This window comes from Mycetocola sp. Y442 (genome assembly GCF_056898615.1).
In genome coordinates, this window is the sequence record NZ_JBXHBV010000001.1 from 794,243 (window position 1) to 808,916 (window position 14,674).

Here is a 14,674-nt window from a genome sequence, read left to right on the forward strand (position 1 = left end):
CGTTCAACGGTAGCCTGAACCTGATGTCTCCTCGCGCTCTCCCCCTCCGTTCCCTCGCCGGTGGCGTACTCCTCGCCGCGCTCATCGGCCTCACCGGGTGCTCTTCGGCCGTGACCCTCGAGCCAGCGGCAGACGCCAACAACCCGGCGTGCGCCGACGTGATCGTCCGGCTGCCAGACACCGTCGCCGACAAACCGAAGCGCGAGACCAACGCCCAGTCGACGGCCGCCTGGGGGTCACCAGCCGCTGTCATCCTCCGCTGCGGAGTCGCCGTTCCCGGCCCGACAACCGATCCGTGCATCGCCCTCAACGGCATCGACTGGATCGCCGACGAGAGCGAAGCGGCGAACGACACCTACCGATACACCACCTACGGGCGTGAGCCAGCCGTCGAGGTCATTATCAACGCGGATGCCGCTACCGGCGGCGTCTCGGGGACGACGGCTCTCATCGATCTCTCCAGCGCCGTGTCGTCGCTACCGGCGACGACAGCCTGTGTCGGCCCCGAAGACGTCCTCGACTAGCTGTAGAGCGCGCCTGCGCGGCGCGCGTGGGCAACGTCGATGAGCTCGGTGATGAGATCGGCATAGCTGAGGCCGCTCGCGATCCAGCAGCTCGGGAACATCGAGATGGGCGTGAATCCCGGCATCGTGTTGACCTCATTGACGACGATTCCGTCCTCAGTGAGAAAGAAGTCGACGCGAGCGAGCCCCTCAGCACCGATGGCGTCGAACGCACGGAGTGCAATTGACTGCAGCGCCGCGAGCGTGTCCGCGTCGATGTCAGCCGGGCAGATCAGGTCGACTCCCGGGGCGTCGAGGTACTTCGCGTCGAAGTCGTAGAAGTCCCGCCCGGTGATCATGATCTCACCGGCGACGGATGCCCGCGCCGGTTCACCCGGACGGCCTCCGAGCACGGCGATTTCAACCTCGCGCCCCGGCATGCCCTTTTCGATGAGCACCTTGTCGTCCTCGGCGAACGCCGTGCGCATGGCGCTGTCGAGCTGTTCGGGTGAGGTGACCTTGCTCACGCCGACGCTCGAGCCGGCCCTCGCCGGTTTCACGAACACGGGCGCACCGAGTGTGCTGAGCGCCTCGAATGCTGCCGAGTCGTCAACGTGGTAGTCGCGCTGCGAGATGGTCCGCCACGGCGCGACAGTGATCCCCGCGTGCTCGAGCACGGTCTTGGTGAAGTGCTTGTCCATCCCGAGGGCTGACGCGAGCACTCCGCTGCCGACGTACGGCATGTCGATCAGTTCGAGCATGCCCTGGAGCGTGCCATCTTCGCCGAACGGACCGTGCAGGATGGGAAAGACCATATCGACGTTGCCGAGCGACGTCGTGACGCCGTCGGCGGTGACGGTCAGCTCGCGGCTGGTCGCACTGTCGGGCCAGCGCACACGGGTGCCGTTGTCGACGACCTCTGGCAGGTGCGACCTGTCGAGCGCGAACCTGTCGGGGTCGTCCTGTTCGAGAACGAAGACGCCGTCGCGGGTGATCCCGACGGGGACAACATCGAACAGCGAGCGATCAATTGCCCGCAGTACTCCGCCCGCCGTAGCGCAACTGATCGAATGCTCGCTTGACCGACCTCCAAACAACACCACCACCAGGCGCTTCTCGATCATCGTTTGTCCTTTCGCCCTGGGGCTCGTCGCTGTCTGTCGTGAGGTGAGGTGCAATGTCTTTGGGGTCGAGGGTACCGTCGAGTACCTGCTTGACCTGCTCGACGATCGGCATTCCGACGCCGATGGATCGTGCGAGCTCGAGAACGGGGGCAACGCTCGCGAGGCCCTCGGCGGTCTGCTGCATTTGCTTGACCACCGCGGGAAAGCTGTAGCCCTGCCCGAGCAGCCGGCCCGCCGTATTGTTGCGGGACAACGGGGACTGGCAGGTGGCGATGAGGTCGCCGAGGCCGGCAAGACCGGACAGCGTCTCGGCTTTCGCGCCCTGCGCGACGGCGAAGTCCGTCATCTCAACGAGCCCGCGGGTGATGATCGACGCCTTGGTGTTCTCGCCGTACCCGACCCCGTCGACGATGCCGATGGCAACCGCGATGAGGTTCTTCAGCACGCCGCCGAATTCCGTACCGATGACATCCGTGTTCACAAACGTACGGAAGTATTTGTTGCGGGCGAGGAGCGCGACGGCCTGGGCGGTCTCGAGGCTCTGCGAGGAGATCACCGCGGCGGTCGGCTGTTCCCTGGCGATCTCGAGCGCGAGGTTCGGGCCAGAGGCCACAGCGATTCTCGACGGGTCGATACCGAGGCCCTCGGCGATGACCTCGCTCATCCGGAGTCCTGTCCCCCGTTCGACACCCTTCATCAGCGAGACGACGATCGTCGTCGGTTCGATGTGGGGGCGGATCGCCGCCAGGTTCTCGCGCAGCGACTGGCTGGGAACCGCAATGAAGACCTGCTGGGCGCCCTTGAGCGCGTCCGCGAGGTTCGCTGTTGCCGTGAGGTTCGAGGGCAGCACGACGCCGGGGAGGTAGTCGCTGTTGCGGTGGCTGCGGGAGATCTCTGCGGCGAGTTCCGGCCGGCGCGCCCACATGGTGACGTGGGAACCGCCATCCGCCAGGATCTTGCCGAAGGTTGTGCCCCAGCTGCCCGTCCCGAGTACGGCAACGCGCGCGGTTGTCTTTCGGCTCAAAATCGGCCCGTGTCTTTCTGGTTGTGCTTACTCGGGTCCCACGGCTCATCCGGGGGCGTCTCGCCGCGGATCTCGGCGAGCAACCCGGTGATCGCCGCCATCACGACGGCGGTCGCCTCGGTCAGCGTCGCGGCATCGAGCGGTCGGTCAGCGAACCGCGACAGATCGACCGGATCGCCCACCTTGACGTCAATACGCTTGGGCGGGAAAAAGCTTATCTTGCGCGAGTACCTCGCCATGACCTTGTCGGTGCCCCAGTGCGCCATCGGCGTGATCGGGATGCCGTAGGTCAGCGCGATCCGAACGGCGCCGGTCTTGCCGCGCATCGGCCACAGGTCCGGGTCGCGGGTGAGCGACCCTTCCGGGTAGACAACAACGCCCTGTCCCTTGTCGACGAGCTCCCCGCCGGCCGCGACCGGGTCCTGGCCGCGAACCGAGCCGGTCCGTTCCACTGGGACCTGGCCCGACTTCGTCAACAGGTAACCGATCACCGGCACTTTGAACAGGCCCGCCTTTGCCATGAACCGGGGCGCACGGCCGAGCTTCCACACGGCCATGCCCACAACGATCGGGTCGATCTCGCTGAAGTGGTTCGGCGCGAGGATGAACGGTCCGCTCCGAGGCAGCTTCTCACCGCCGGTGACATGGAGCCGCATCATCAGGCTCGCCGGCGGCAAAGCAATCGATGCCAGAAGCCAGTAGATGGACGGTCGGGTCTTTTCCGGGCTCGCCCTGAGGCGCACTGGTTTCGGTGAGGTCACCGCCCCATTATCCTTCGAGAACGAAGTCGGCTCCCAGTTGCTCGAGCTTGGTGATGAACTTCTCGTAGCCCCTGCTGATGATGCCGACGTTCGACACCGTCGAGGTTCCCTCGGCGCTCAGCGCGGCAATGAGGTGCGAGAATCCACCACGGAGGTCCGGGACCACGATGTCTGCTCCACGCAGCTTGGTCGGGCCCGAGATCACCGCTGAGTGGTTGAAGTTGCGCTGCCCGAAGCGGCACGCCTGTCCGCCGAGGCATTCCTTGTGCACCTGGATTGTCGCGCCCATCTCGACGAGCGCGTCAACGAAACCGAAGCGCTGCTCGTACACGGTCTCGTGCACGATGGAGACGCCCTTCGCCTTGGTCAGCGCGACGACGAGCGGCTGCTGCCAGTCGGTCATGAAGCCGGGGTGGACGTCCGTCTCGATGATCACCGGGTTGAGCTCGGTGCCCGGGTGGTAGAAACGGATGCCGTCATCGTGGATGTCGAACTTGCCGCCGACCTTGCGGTACACGTTGAGGAAGGTGAGCATCTCGGCCTGGCGTGCTCCACCGACGAAGATGTCTCCCTCGGTCGCGAGTGCAGCCGCTGCCCAGCTTGCAGCCTCGTTGCGGTCGAACAGGGCGGTGTGGCTGTAGCCCTCGAGTCGTTCAACGCCCTCGATGCGGATCACACGGTCGGTGTCCACAGCGATGATCGCGCCCATCTTCTGCAGGATGTTGATGAGGTCCATGATCTCGGGCTCGATCGCCGCGCCACGCAGCTCGGTGATGCCCTCCGCGCGCACAGCGGTGAGCAGGACCTGCTCGGTCGCGCCGACGCTCGGGTACGGCAGGTGGACCTTGGTGCCCTTGAGCCCGTTCGGTGCACTCATCCGGATGCCACTCGGCTGCTTCTCCACGACGGCACCGAACTGACGAAGAACTTCCAGGTGGTAATCGATCGGGCGGTCACCGATGCGGCACCCACCGAGGTCGGGAATGAACGCTTCGCCGAGGCGGTGCAGCAACGGTCCGCAGAACAGGATCGGAATACGGCTTGATCCCGCGTGAGCGTCGATGTCCGCCATGTGGGCGCTCTCAACGTTCGAGGGGTCGAGGGTGAGCACGCCGTCTTCGTCGCTTGTGACCTTGACGCCGTGGACGTCGAGCAAGCCACGAACCACGCGGACATCGCTGATATCCGGCACATCGCGGAGCACACTCGGTGTCTCACCGAGGATGGCAGCAACCATGGCCTTGGTGACCAGGTTCTTCGCCCCCTTCAGCTCGATTCGTCCGTTGAGCGGGCGTCCACCGTGGATTGTGATCTTGTCACCTGCGAGCCCCACGCTGGCTCCTGCCCGTGATGCGTCCTGAAGAAGTGAAGTCAAATGTTTTACCTGCGCAGCCTGATTACTTAATGGGAAGGGTCTTGGGGCGCCAGGTTTCCCTGGCAGCCTCAAATTCAGTGATCCGCGCCTCGTCACGCAGGGTCAGGCCTATGTCGTCCAGGCCTTCAATCAATCGCCACCTAGTGTAATCATCGATCTCAAACGAAACCGTGAGGTCACCGATAGCGACTTCTTTCGCAACCAGATCGACTGTAATTTCTATTCCCGGCTGGCGATCGATTTCTGCCCAGATTTTTTTCGTGTCGTCTTCGGAGATCTCTGCGGCGAGGAGTCCCTGCTTGCCGGAGTTTCCACGGAAGATATCGCCGAAGCGCGGGCTGAGGATCACCTTGAAGCCGAAGTCACGCAGCGCCCATACAGCGTGCTCGCGTGAGGAGCCCGTCCCGAAGTCGGGACCCGCCACGAGAACCGTCGCTCCCTGGAACTCCGGGCGGTTGAGCACGAAGTTCTCATCCTGGCGCCAGCCGGCGAAGAGCGCGTCCTCGAAGCCGGTCTTGGTGACTCGCTTGAGGTAGACGGCTGGGATGATCTGGTCGGTGTCGACATTCGAGCGCATCAGCGGCGCTGCGATACCGGTCACCGTGGTGAACTTGTCCATTGTCAGTTCGCTCCTTCGAGGTCTGCGGGGCTCGACAGAGTGCCGCGGATGGCTGTTGCCGCTGCCACGAGCGGCGACACGAGGTGGGTGCGCCCACCCTTGCCCTGGCGACCCTCGAAGTTGCGGTTACTCGTCGAGGCACAGCGCTCGCCCGGCGCAAGCTGATCAGGGTTCATGCCGAGGCACATCGAGCAGCCGGCGAACCGCCACTCGGCGCCGAAGTCCTTGATCACCTGGTCAAGCCCCTCGGCTTCCGCTTCGATCCGGACGCGCGCCGATCCGGGAACCACCATCACACGGACTCCATCAGCCTTTTTCTTGCCCGCGATCACCGACGCGAAGGCACGGAGGTCTTCGATCCGGCTGTTGGTGCACGATCCCATGAACACGGCATCCACGGGAATCTCCTTCATCGGTGTTCCGGCGACGAGGTCCATGTATTCGAGCGCTCGCTCGGCGGCTGCGCGCTCGTTGGGGTCGACGATGGCTTCCGGGTGAGGCACAGTGTCGCTGAGAGAGACGCCCTGCCCCGGGTTGGTGCCCCAGGTGACGAAGGGATCGAGGGTGTCGGCGTCGAGGTAGACCTCGGCGTCGAAGGTGGCACCCTCATCGGTCGAGAGGGTGTTCCAGTAGCTGACGGCCTCATCCCAGTCCGCACCGCTCGGTGCGTGCGGCCTGCCCTTGAGGTACTCGTAGGTCGTCTCGTCCGGGGCGACCATGCCCGCGCGGGCGCCAGCCTCGATCGACATGTTGCAGATCGTCATCCGGCCCTCCATCGAGAGCGCCCGGATGGCCGAACCGCGGTACTCGAGCACGTAGCCCTGCCCGCCACCCGTCCCGATCTTCGCGATGACCGCGAGGATGATGTCCTTCGCGGTCACGCCGGGCCGCAGTGTCCCGTCGACGTTGATCGCCATGGTCTTGAACGGCTTGAGCGGGAGGGTCTGCGTCGCCATGACGTGCTCGACCTCGCTCGTGCCGATGCCGAATGCCATGGCCCCGAATGCGCCGTGGGTAGAGGTGTGCGAGTCGCCGCAGACCACGGTGATGCCCGGCATGGTGAGGCCAAGCTGTGGCCCGACGACGTGCACGATGCCCTGCTCGATGTCACCGAGCGAGTGCAGGCGGATGCCGAATTCGACGGCGTTCTTGCGCAGCGTTTCGATCTGGGTACGGCTGGTCAGGTCGGCGATCGGCTTGTCGATGCCGATCGTCGGCGTGTTGTGGTCCTCTGTGGCGATGGTGAGGTCCGGGCGCCGTACCGGTCGACCGGCCAGCCGGAGACCGTCGAAGGCCTGTGGGCTGGTGACCTCGTGCACGAGGTGCAGGTCGATGTAGATCAGGTCGGGATTGCCGTCTTCACCCTTGGCAACCAGGTGGTCATCCCAGACCTTTTCGGCGAGAGTGCGCGGCTGTCCGGCCGGCGCCGCGTGCTTCGGGTGCCCGATGCCTGTGAACGGCGCCGGTGCTGTGGACTCTATTGTCTGCTGCATGCTGCATTCCTTGCGAAGAGTGATGGTTCAGGCAACGACGAACCCCGCGACGGGGCAGCCTGGTGACTAGGCCCCGTCGCGGCAGCTAAGAAGCATCCCGAACAGCACGCGCTCAGAATATCACTCGCTGGGAACTGATTCCTTCGGTTCAGCGCGCCGCGCGTCGCGACCCGACTTGATGAGGCTCGCGATCGTGGCGACGGCCATCGATACGACGATCACGCCGAGCGATGTCCAGGTGTTGATTTCCGGTGCCCACTCGATGTGCTGTCCACCGTTGATGAACGGAAGTTCGTTCTCGTGCATGGCGTGGAGCACGAGCTTCACTCCGATGAACGCGAGGATGAACGCGATGCCGTACTTGAGGTAGTGAAGGCGCTCGAGGAGGCCACCGAGCATGAAGTACAGCTGGCGGAGTCCCATCAGAGCGAAGATATTCGCGGTGAACACGATGAACGGGCTCTGCGTGATTCCGAAGATCGCGGGGATCGAGTCGAGCGCGAACATCACGTCGGTGGTTCCGATGGCGATGAAGACGATGAGCATCGGCGTCCACACCTTCTTGCCGTCGATGACCGTGCGGAGCTTCGAGTCGTGGAAGTCGGGCGAAACGCTGATGTGGCGCTTCATGTAGGTGATAAGGGCAGTTTCGCCGTCTTCAGCGTCGTCGTTGTGGCCGAACGCCTGCTTCCACGCGGTGTAGAGCAGGAAGGCGCCGAAGAGGTAGAACACCCAGCTGAAGCTCTCGATGAGCTGCGCACCGAGGAGGATGAAGATTCCGCGGAAGATGAGGGCGATGATGATGCCCACCATGAGCACTTCCTGCTGGAGCCGTTTGGGCACCGAGAACCTCGCCATGATGATGACGAAGACGAAGAGATTGTCGATCGACAGGCTGTACTCGGTGAGCCAGCCCGCGAGGAACTGTCCGGCGAACTCGCCGCCGGAGATGAGGAACATCAGGCCGGCGAAGACGAGCGCGAGCGTGACGTAGAAGACGACCCACAGGGTCGATTCCTTCATCGATGGAATGTGCGGACGTTTCACCACCAGGGCGAGGTCAGCGATCAGGATCAGGCCGAGTACGACGTATGAGCCGATTTCAAACCAGAGGGGCAATACCGGGTGCATCCGGGACCTTTCGGTGGAGGGTGTGACGGGGGGTGGGTACGAGAAACGCCCGAAAGTCTCTCCCGCATCGGCCACAACAGGCCGTGCCACGGCGCCCGGGGTCTCAACGATGTGACCCGTGATGACGGATGCCGTGCAGAGGGATACTCCCCTTCGCGGTGTCCACTTTAGTCGACTTCGCGCGTCAGCTGCTCTCCGCCGGGAACTCGCAGCTTTCCCGCTCTAGGATTTATCCCGCGTATCCCTCGCGCGCCGCCTTCCGCCCTCTGCCCAGGAGCCCCATGTCTTCCGTCCCTCCCCCCGCCGGCCGCAGCCTCGCTGTCTCGAGCATCGGTTACATGATCTTCTTCAGCCGGTGGCTGCAGGCCCCGCTGTACCTGGGGCTCATCGCCGCCCAGATGATCTACGTGTGGGTCTTCGTCCAGGAGTTGTGGCACCTCGGCGACGAGGTAATCAACCACTCTGCGGATGTGACAGAAGCGAGCGTCATGCTCGCCGTTCTCGGTCTGATCGACGTCGTGATGATCGCGAACCTCCTCATCATGGTCATCATCGGTGGCTACGAGACCTTCGTGTCGAAGATCAACCTCAACGGGCATCCCGACCAGCCCGAGTGGCTTTCGCACGTCAACGCCAACGTGCTCAAGGTCAAGCTCGCGATGGCCATTATCGGTATCTCGTCGATCCACCTGCTCAAGACGTTCATCGAGGTGGGAAACATGACGGATGCCGGAAGCGGCCAGGAGGTCACCGACGAGGCATACACCTCCCTCGGCGTGTTCTGGCAGGTCGTCATCCACATGGTGTTCATCGTTTCCGCCCTCGCCCTCGCTGCGATCGACAGGATGTCGAAGTACACGCCCCCGCTCGGGCACGGTGCCCCTGGTGCTGCGCCCGGAGCCGACCCCGCGGGGGACGCACAGGCGGAGCACCACCTGACCGATACCCGTGTTGCCCCTGACGCTCTGTCGCGCGCCGCCGGAGAGCGCGAAATCTCGCGAATCTAGTCGCGGTCAGCCAGTCGGGGTTTCCGGGGCGCGAAATCAGGTGGTGCCAAGGCAAAGTCAGGATGCCAGACTGAACCGATGGCATCCCGCATCGAAGACTATGCACTGATCAGCGACTGCTACACGGCTGCGCTCGTCGGTCGCGACGGTAGCATCGACTGGTTGTGTATGCCGAGGTACGACTCTGCGTCGATGTTTGCTGCGCTCCTCGGCACCGAGGATCACGGTCGATGGAAACTGGCACCATCAGCCGAAGAGGCGACGGGCCGTCGGCGATACGACGGAGAGTCGTTCACCCTCGTGACCACCTGGACCTCCACTGACGGTGTAGCCGAAGTCACGGACGTCATGCCGAGATCCGACCATCGCGCCGATGTGATTCGCCGGGTACGGGGGGTTTCCGGACGCGTCGAGTTCGCCCAGGAGATGCGCTTCCGCTTCGGCTACGCAACGGCGATGCCCTGGGTCCGCAAGGTCAGGGACGACAACGGAGCCGCGCTGATCGCTGTCGCCGGCCCCGACGCCGTCGTCGTGCGTGGCCCCGAGCTGTTCGCGTCCAACAGGGAGCACTCGAACAGGTTCACCGTTGGCGCCGGCGAGACGGTCGACCTCACAATGACGTGGTATCCCTCGCACCGTGAACCGCCGGCGCCGCTCGATGTCGACGAGCACCTGGCGCGAACGCGCGACTGGTGGCGCGAGTGGTCATCGATCCTCGAACAGCACGGCCCATACGCCGCCGAGATGGCCAGGTCCTTACTCGTCATGCGCGCGTTGACCCATGAGGAGACGGGCGGAATCGTCGCCGCGGCGACCACGTCACTTCCCGAGGACTTTGGCGGCAGCCGCAACTGGGACTATCGGTACGTCTGGCTCCGTGACGCCTCCCTCGCGGTAACAGCTCTCGTCTCCTGCGGAGTCACCGAGGGCGTCGACCGCTGGCGGCTCTGGCTGTTGCGGGCGATCGCCGGTGATCCTAAAGACGTGCAGATCATGTATGGACTGAGCGGCGAACGTGACCTGCCCGAACGTGAGCTCACTGCCCTGCCCGGATATCTGGAGTCCCGGCCGGTGCGTATCGGCAACGCCGCAGCGCTGCAGGTGCAGTCGGATGTCATCGGCGAGGTGATGGTCGCCCTCCACGACGCCCGTATCGCCGGGGTCGCAGAGACCTCGTACTCCTGGGCGTTGCAGCGCGCCCTGGTGAGCTACATCGAAACCCACTGGCAGGCGCCGGACCAGGGCATCTGGGAGACCCGTGGCTCACCCCAGCGATTCACCCACTCGCGCGTGATGATGTGGGCTGCCTTCGATCGGGCGATTCGCGCGGTCACCGAGTTCGGCCTCGACGGGCCGGTGGACAGGTGGGTCGAGCTGCGCGCGCTGATCCGCGAAGAGATCGAGACAGAGGGTTTCGACACCGAACGCAACAGCTACACCCAGTTCTATGGAACAACCGAAGTGGACGCATCGTTGCTTCAGCTCGTCGAGGTCGGGTACTGCCATGCCCGCGATCCGCGGATGCTTGGAACCGTCGCCGCCATCGAGGCCGATCTTCTGCGTGACGGGTTACTGCTCCGCTACCGAACAGAGGCAGGCGTTGACGGGCTGCCCGGCGACGAGCATCCGTTTCTCGCCTGCTCATTCTGGCTCGTCTCGCAGTATGCGGCGAGCGGACGGCTTGCTGAGGCCAGGGCGCTGATGGATCGCCTCGTCGGCCTGGCCAACGACGTCGGCCTGATGTCAGAGCAATACGACGTCGGACACGGCAGACAGGCCGGGAACACGCCACAGGCGTTCTCACACCTCGCCCTGGCGCTTGCGGTGAGGGCCATCCGCGCCGCTGAGGCTCGCGAACATGGGTGATCTCCGCTCTCAGCCCGGGCCGGAAGCGAGCGCGATCGCCCGCTCGAGCGGGCCCTTGCCAAGGTAACGCTGCCACAGCCACGAGCCAATGAGGGAACCGATCACGAGACCGCCGAGGAGAGGCCAGCCCGGGTAGTCGACGAGTCCCGAGCTGTCACGAATCTGCACGGCGATCGCGAGGATCACGATTTGAGCCGTGTACACGCTCAGCGCCATCGCTCCAGCGGCCCCGACGGGAGCGAGCACCGTTCCGACGACTCGACGAACAGCCGCGGGGGCGGTCGTGGTCGCGGCAACCAGAATCCCAATTGCCGCGAGAGCGACGCCCCCGGAGCCGAACACTTCCGCGGTCGTACCCGAGTGGGCCGCCGCCGTCACCCCCGGCAGGACAGCGGCAGCACCGTAGCCGGCCAGCGCTGCCCCGGTCCCGCAGCCGATCATGATCACCTGGGTGCGGGGCCGGGCGAGCCCCGACCGGGCGGCGATCAACCCGGCAAAGACGAAGGGAAGCCAGATCAGCACGGGATAGAACCCGGTGAGGAAGTACTCACGGAGAATCTCAGAGATCGACGGCGATCTGCTCGAGTCATCGGTGACGATCGAGGCAAGAACGGGGGCGACGAATGCGAAGGTCAGGAGGAGCACGCCCAGCCAGATCCGCGGCAGGAACAACCCGGGCAGGGCGACGAGGAACATGATCGCGTAGTAGTCGAGGATGATCGCGATTTCGCTGCCGAGCGAGGTCAGTACCACGCCGAGCAGAAAAATCGCGAGTGCCCTGATCAGGATGCGCCGGTAAACGCCGGAGCGTGATCCTCGCGGCGTGGGCGAATCCTGCCCGGACAGAATACCGAGAGACACCCCGGCCAGGGTGGCGAACAGGATGGAGGACCGGCCGTCGACGAGCAATTCCCTGTCGCCGGGATTCGGCATGGTGTGGGCGACGAACATTCCGATGATCGCCAGCCCTCGGGCGATGTCGACCCCGACGATCCGGGGAGAACCGGACCGGCCGAGGCGGACATCGCCACTCATGGGTGTGACCTACACCGGCGGAGTGGTGTGCGTCAGCCCCGCCAGGACGCGGCGGCGCTCCGCCTGGGCAACGGGATCCGGCACCGGGAGCGAAGCGAGCAACCGTTGCGTGTATGCCTCCCGAGGCGCGCCGAGGACCTCGGCTCCCGTCCCCTCTTCGACGAGCCTGCCGTGGTACAGCACGGCAATCCGGTCGGCCAGGATGTCGACGACGGCGAGGTCATGGCTGATGAAGAGCGCGGCGAAGCCGAGTTCGGCCTGGAGCTCCGCGAAGAGCTCGAGCACCCGTGCCTGTACCGAAACGTCGAGCGCGCTCGTCGGTTCATCGGCAATCAGCAGTTTCGGGTTCAACGCGAGGGCCCTCGCGAGACTTGCACGCTGTCGTTGTCCTCCGCTCAGCTCATGCGGGTATCGCCCACCGTACGACTTCGGAAGCTGGACAGCCTCGAGCAGTTCACCGACCCTCTGCGCCACGGCGCGGGAGTCGAGATCCCTGCGGTGCACCCTCAGCGGCTCTGCAACGCACTCGCTAATGGTCAGCAGCGGGTTGAAGCTCGATGCGGGATCCTGGAAGACGAAGCCGATCGAGCTTCGCTTCTTGCGGAACGACCGCTCCTTCATTCCGTTCATTTCGGAGCCGAGCACGCTGAGCGACCCGCCCGTCACTTTCGTGAGCCCGGCGATGGCTCGCCCGATCGTCGTCTTCCCCGACCCCGACTCCCCCACCAGTCCGAGCACCTCGCCCGGCGCGATGGTGAAACTGACGCCGTCGACGGCGAGGAAACCCGGTTGCCCGAGCCGACCGGGGTATTCGATCCGCAGGTTGTCTGCGGCGACCACCGGAGCAGTTTCGCGGTCGATCGGCGCTTTGCGTTCGGCAGCCTCGATTTTCTGGCCGATTCGCGGCACAGCCCCAAGGAGCTTTTTCGTGTACTCGTTCTGCGGGTTAGTGAAAAGGCTGTGCACGTCGGCCTCTTCGACCACCGCGCCCTGGTACATGACGACGACCCGGTCGGCGAGATCAGCCACGACGCCCATGTTGTGGGTGATGAGAACGATGCTCGAGCCGAACTCGTCTCGGCAACGCCTGAGCAGATCGAGGATCTCGGCCTGGACCGTCACGTCGAGCGCCGTCGTCGGCTCGTCGGCCACGATGAGTCCCGGATTGAGGACGAGCGCCATGGCGATAACGACGCGCTGCTTCTGCCCACCCGAGAACTGGTGCGGGTAATAGTCCACCCGGGTCTCGGGATCGGGGATCCCGACCTTTGTCAGGATCTCGACCGCGCGGGACCGCGCCACCTTTCGGCTGAGTTTGGCGTCGTGGGCGCGGAGCCCCTCCGCGATCTGCCAGCCGACCGTGTACACGGGGTTGAGAGCGGTCGACGGCTCCTGGAAGACCATGGAGACGTCACTGCCGCGGATGCGACGCAGCTGGTCCTTCGACACGGAAACAACGTCGTTCTCCCCTGTTCCGTCCTTGTGCCTCAGGATGACGGCGCCCGCCCGTGTCGCCGTCTCGGGCAGGAGCCCGAGAATCGTCTTCGCGGTCACGGTCTTGCCGCTGCCGGACTCCCCCACTATCGCGACGACCTCACGTGGACCGACGCTGAGGCTGACATTGTCGACGGCCTTGACCGCACCGGCATCCGTCGCAAATGAGACGTCCAGGTTCCTGATCTGCAGTACGTCGGTCATGATCGTCCTTCGTTCTCGAGTCCGGCGAGTCCGCCCGGCCCGGCTGTGAGCGTTCCGCCGGGTACCACCGACGTCTCAGCGACCGTGCCGGACGCGGCACTGACCGCCCTGCGGCCGCGAAGCCTCGGGTCTGCGAGGTCGTTGAGGCTCTCGCCGACGAGGGTCACGCCGAGCACGGTCAGCACAATGGCGAGTCCGGGCGGAACCGACGTCCACCAGATACCACTCGACACGTCCGAGAGCGCCTTGTTGAGGTCGAAGCCCCACTCGCTCGCCGAGGTCGGCTCGATGCCGAAGCCGAGGAACCCGAGCCCGGCGAGGGTGAGGATGGCCTCGGAGGCGTTGAGCGTGAAGATCAGCGGGAGCGTGCGGGTGGCATTCCTGAGCACGTGCCTGAACATGATGCGCACGTTGCCGGTACCGACGACCTTGGCGCTCTCCACGTATGCCTCGCTCTTGATCCGAACCGTCTCGGCACGGATGACGCGGAAGTACTGGGGAATGAAGACAACGGTGATCGAGATGGCGGCGGCGAAGATGCCGCCCCACAGGCTCGACTGTCCGCCGGAGATGGCGATCGACATGACGATCGCGAGCAGCAGCGTCGGGAAGGCGTAAATTGCGTCGCAGACGACGACGAGGACGCGGTCGAGCCATCCCCCGAAGTAACCCGAGACCAGCCCGAGGGCCACCCCGGCGAAGATCGACAGCAGCACGGCAACGACCACAACGCTGAGCCCGGTCTGTGCACCCCAGATGACCCGGGACAGCACGTCGTACCCGCCGACCGTCGTGCCGAGCAGGTGCTCAGGGCTCGGCGGGCGCTGAGCCCCGAATGCGCCCGCGTCGTCGCGCAGCTGGTTGTAGCCGTACGGCGCCAGGATGGGCGCGAAAATCGCTGTCAGCACGAAGATCGCCGTCAGGACGAGGCCGGCAACGAGCATCCCTCGCTGAATTCCAACGCTCTGAAAGAGTTGGTGCACGACGGGCAGGCGGCGCCAGCGGCCGTTCCTGGACGTGGGTGTTTCGGTAGCCATA

13 protein-coding genes are annotated in these 14,674 nt (G+C 64.9%); 3 read left to right on the forward strand and 10 right to left on the reverse strand.

All coding sequences use genetic code 11. The features are described 5' to 3' along the window. Positions 1 to 23 precede the first annotated feature (23 nt). The gene (locus AC1X6S_RS03755; protein WP_483404452.1) at positions 24 to 524 is read left to right on the forward strand and encodes a DUF3515 domain-containing protein; all 501 of its coding nucleotides are present in this window, start codon (positions 24 to 26) and stop codon (positions 522 to 524) included. On the opposite strand, the gene AC1X6S_RS03760 is transcribed toward AC1X6S_RS03755, so the two are convergent. From AC1X6S_RS03760 to AC1X6S_RS03790, 7 genes are all read right to left on the reverse strand, one after another. After that, positions 521 to 1,627 carry a D-alanine--D-alanine ligase family protein gene (locus AC1X6S_RS03760; protein WP_483404453.1) on the reverse strand — a complete coding sequence of 369 codons (1,107 nt, stop codon included), beginning with the start codon at positions 1,625 to 1,627 and terminating at the stop codon, positions 521 to 523. The two genes, AC1X6S_RS03755 and AC1X6S_RS03760, sit on opposite strands and share 4 nt — an antisense overlap. Then, positions 1,530 to 2,651 (reverse strand): NAD(P)H-dependent glycerol-3-phosphate dehydrogenase, encoded by a 1,122-nt coding sequence (locus AC1X6S_RS03765; RefSeq protein ID WP_483404454.1) that lies wholly within the window; start codon positions 2,649 to 2,651, stop codon positions 1,530 to 1,532. The genes AC1X6S_RS03760 and AC1X6S_RS03765 overlap by 98 nt, the downstream gene beginning before the upstream one ends. Continuing rightward, the gene (locus AC1X6S_RS03770) at positions 2,648 to 3,412 is read right to left on the reverse strand and encodes a lysophospholipid acyltransferase family protein (protein ID WP_483404455.1); all 765 of its coding nucleotides are present in this window, start codon (positions 3,410 to 3,412) and stop codon (positions 2,648 to 2,650) included. Before AC1X6S_RS03770 ends, AC1X6S_RS03765 begins: the two co-directional genes overlap by 4 nt. A gap of 7 nt (positions 3,413 to 3,419) precedes the next feature. Next, positions 3,420 to 4,745: a UDP-N-acetylglucosamine 1-carboxyvinyltransferase gene (gene murA / locus AC1X6S_RS03775; protein ID WP_483404456.1), complete on the reverse strand. Its 1,326-nt coding sequence runs from the start codon at positions 4,743 to 4,745 to the stop codon at positions 3,420 to 3,422. Positions 4,746 to 4,809: 64 nt separating this feature from the next. Beyond that, the gene (gene leuD / locus AC1X6S_RS03780) at positions 4,810 to 5,406 is read right to left on the reverse strand and encodes a 3-isopropylmalate dehydratase small subunit (RefSeq protein ID WP_483404457.1); all 597 of its coding nucleotides are present in this window, start codon (positions 5,404 to 5,406) and stop codon (positions 4,810 to 4,812) included. 2 nt (positions 5,407 to 5,408) lie between these two features. Continuing rightward, on the reverse strand, positions 5,409 to 6,899 hold the full coding sequence (leuC, locus tag AC1X6S_RS03785) for a 3-isopropylmalate dehydratase large subunit (RefSeq protein WP_483404458.1): 1,491 nt from the start codon (positions 6,897 to 6,899) through the stop codon (positions 5,409 to 5,411). 120 nt (positions 6,900 to 7,019) lie between these two features. Continuing rightward, the gene (locus AC1X6S_RS03790) at positions 7,020 to 8,030 is read right to left on the reverse strand and encodes a TerC family protein (RefSeq protein WP_108962094.1); all 1,011 of its coding nucleotides are present in this window, start codon (positions 8,028 to 8,030) and stop codon (positions 7,020 to 7,022) included. Between the two features lie 281 nt (positions 8,031 to 8,311). On the opposite strand from AC1X6S_RS03790, the gene AC1X6S_RS03795 reads away from it, so the two are divergent. Both AC1X6S_RS03795 and AC1X6S_RS03800 read left to right on the forward strand, forming a co-directional pair. Next, on the forward strand, positions 8,312 to 9,037 hold the full coding sequence (locus tag AC1X6S_RS03795; RefSeq protein WP_483404459.1) for a TIGR00645 family protein: 726 nt from the start codon (positions 8,312 to 8,314) through the stop codon (positions 9,035 to 9,037). A gap of 78 nt (positions 9,038 to 9,115) precedes the next feature. Continuing rightward, positions 9,116 to 10,903, forward strand: a complete 1,788-nt coding sequence (locus tag AC1X6S_RS03800; RefSeq protein ID WP_483404460.1) for a glycoside hydrolase family 15 protein — start codon at positions 9,116 to 9,118, stop codon at positions 10,901 to 10,903. A 9-nt stretch (positions 10,904 to 10,912) separates the two neighbouring features. Here the strand turns inward: AC1X6S_RS03800 and AC1X6S_RS03805 are convergent, their stop codons facing one another. Genes AC1X6S_RS03805 through AC1X6S_RS03815 form a run of 3 tightly spaced genes read right to left on the reverse strand, consistent with a single transcriptional unit; the run spans position 10,913 to position 14,673 of the window. After that, positions 10,913 to 11,938 (reverse strand): DUF418 domain-containing protein, encoded by a 1,026-nt coding sequence (locus tag AC1X6S_RS03805; protein ID WP_483404461.1) that lies wholly within the window; start codon positions 11,936 to 11,938, stop codon positions 10,913 to 10,915. Positions 11,939 to 11,947: 9 nt separating this feature from the next. Next, positions 11,948 to 13,636, reverse strand: a complete 1,689-nt coding sequence (locus AC1X6S_RS03810) for a dipeptide ABC transporter ATP-binding protein (protein WP_483404462.1) — start codon at positions 13,634 to 13,636, stop codon at positions 11,948 to 11,950. Further along, positions 13,633 to 14,673: an ABC transporter permease gene (locus AC1X6S_RS03815; protein WP_483404463.1), complete on the reverse strand. Its 1,041-nt coding sequence runs from the start codon at positions 14,671 to 14,673 to the stop codon at positions 13,633 to 13,635. The genes AC1X6S_RS03810 and AC1X6S_RS03815 overlap by 4 nt, the downstream gene beginning before the upstream one ends. Between the last annotated feature and the right edge of the window lies 1 nt (position 14,674).

Excerpts from the sequence above, each read along its gene's own strand:
- AC1X6S_RS03795 (WP_483404459.1), top strand. The coding sequence starts at position 8,312 with ATGTCTTCCGTCCCTCCCCCCGCCGGCCGCAGCCTCGCTGTCTCGAGC.
- AC1X6S_RS03805 (WP_483404461.1), bottom strand. The coding sequence starts at position 11,938 with ATGAGTGGCGATGTCCGCCTCGGCCGGTCCGGTTCTCCCCGGATCGTC.
- leuC (WP_483404458.1), bottom strand. The coding sequence starts at position 6,899 with ATGCAGCAGACAATAGAGTCCACAGCACCGGCGCCGTTCACAGGCATC.
- AC1X6S_RS03815 (WP_483404463.1), bottom strand. The coding sequence starts at position 14,673 with ATGGCTACCGAAACACCCACGTCCAGGAACGGCCGCTGGCGCCGCCTG.
- leuD (WP_483404457.1), bottom strand. The coding sequence starts at position 5,406 with ATGGACAAGTTCACCACGGTGACCGGTATCGCAGCGCCGCTGATGCGC.
- AC1X6S_RS03755 (WP_483404452.1), top strand. The coding sequence starts at position 24 with ATGTCTCCTCGCGCTCTCCCCCTCCGTTCCCTCGCCGGTGGCGTACTC.
- AC1X6S_RS03760 (WP_483404453.1), bottom strand. The coding sequence starts at position 1,627 with ATGATCGAGAAGCGCCTGGTGGTGGTGTTGTTTGGAGGTCGGTCAAGC.
- AC1X6S_RS03800 (WP_483404460.1), top strand. The coding sequence starts at position 9,116 with ATGGCATCCCGCATCGAAGACTATGCACTGATCAGCGACTGCTACACG.
- AC1X6S_RS03810 (WP_483404462.1), bottom strand. The coding sequence starts at position 13,636 with ATGACCGACGTACTGCAGATCAGGAACCTGGACGTCTCATTTGCGACG.
- AC1X6S_RS03790 (WP_108962094.1), bottom strand. The coding sequence starts at position 8,030 with ATGCACCCGGTATTGCCCCTCTGGTTTGAAATCGGCTCATACGTCGTA.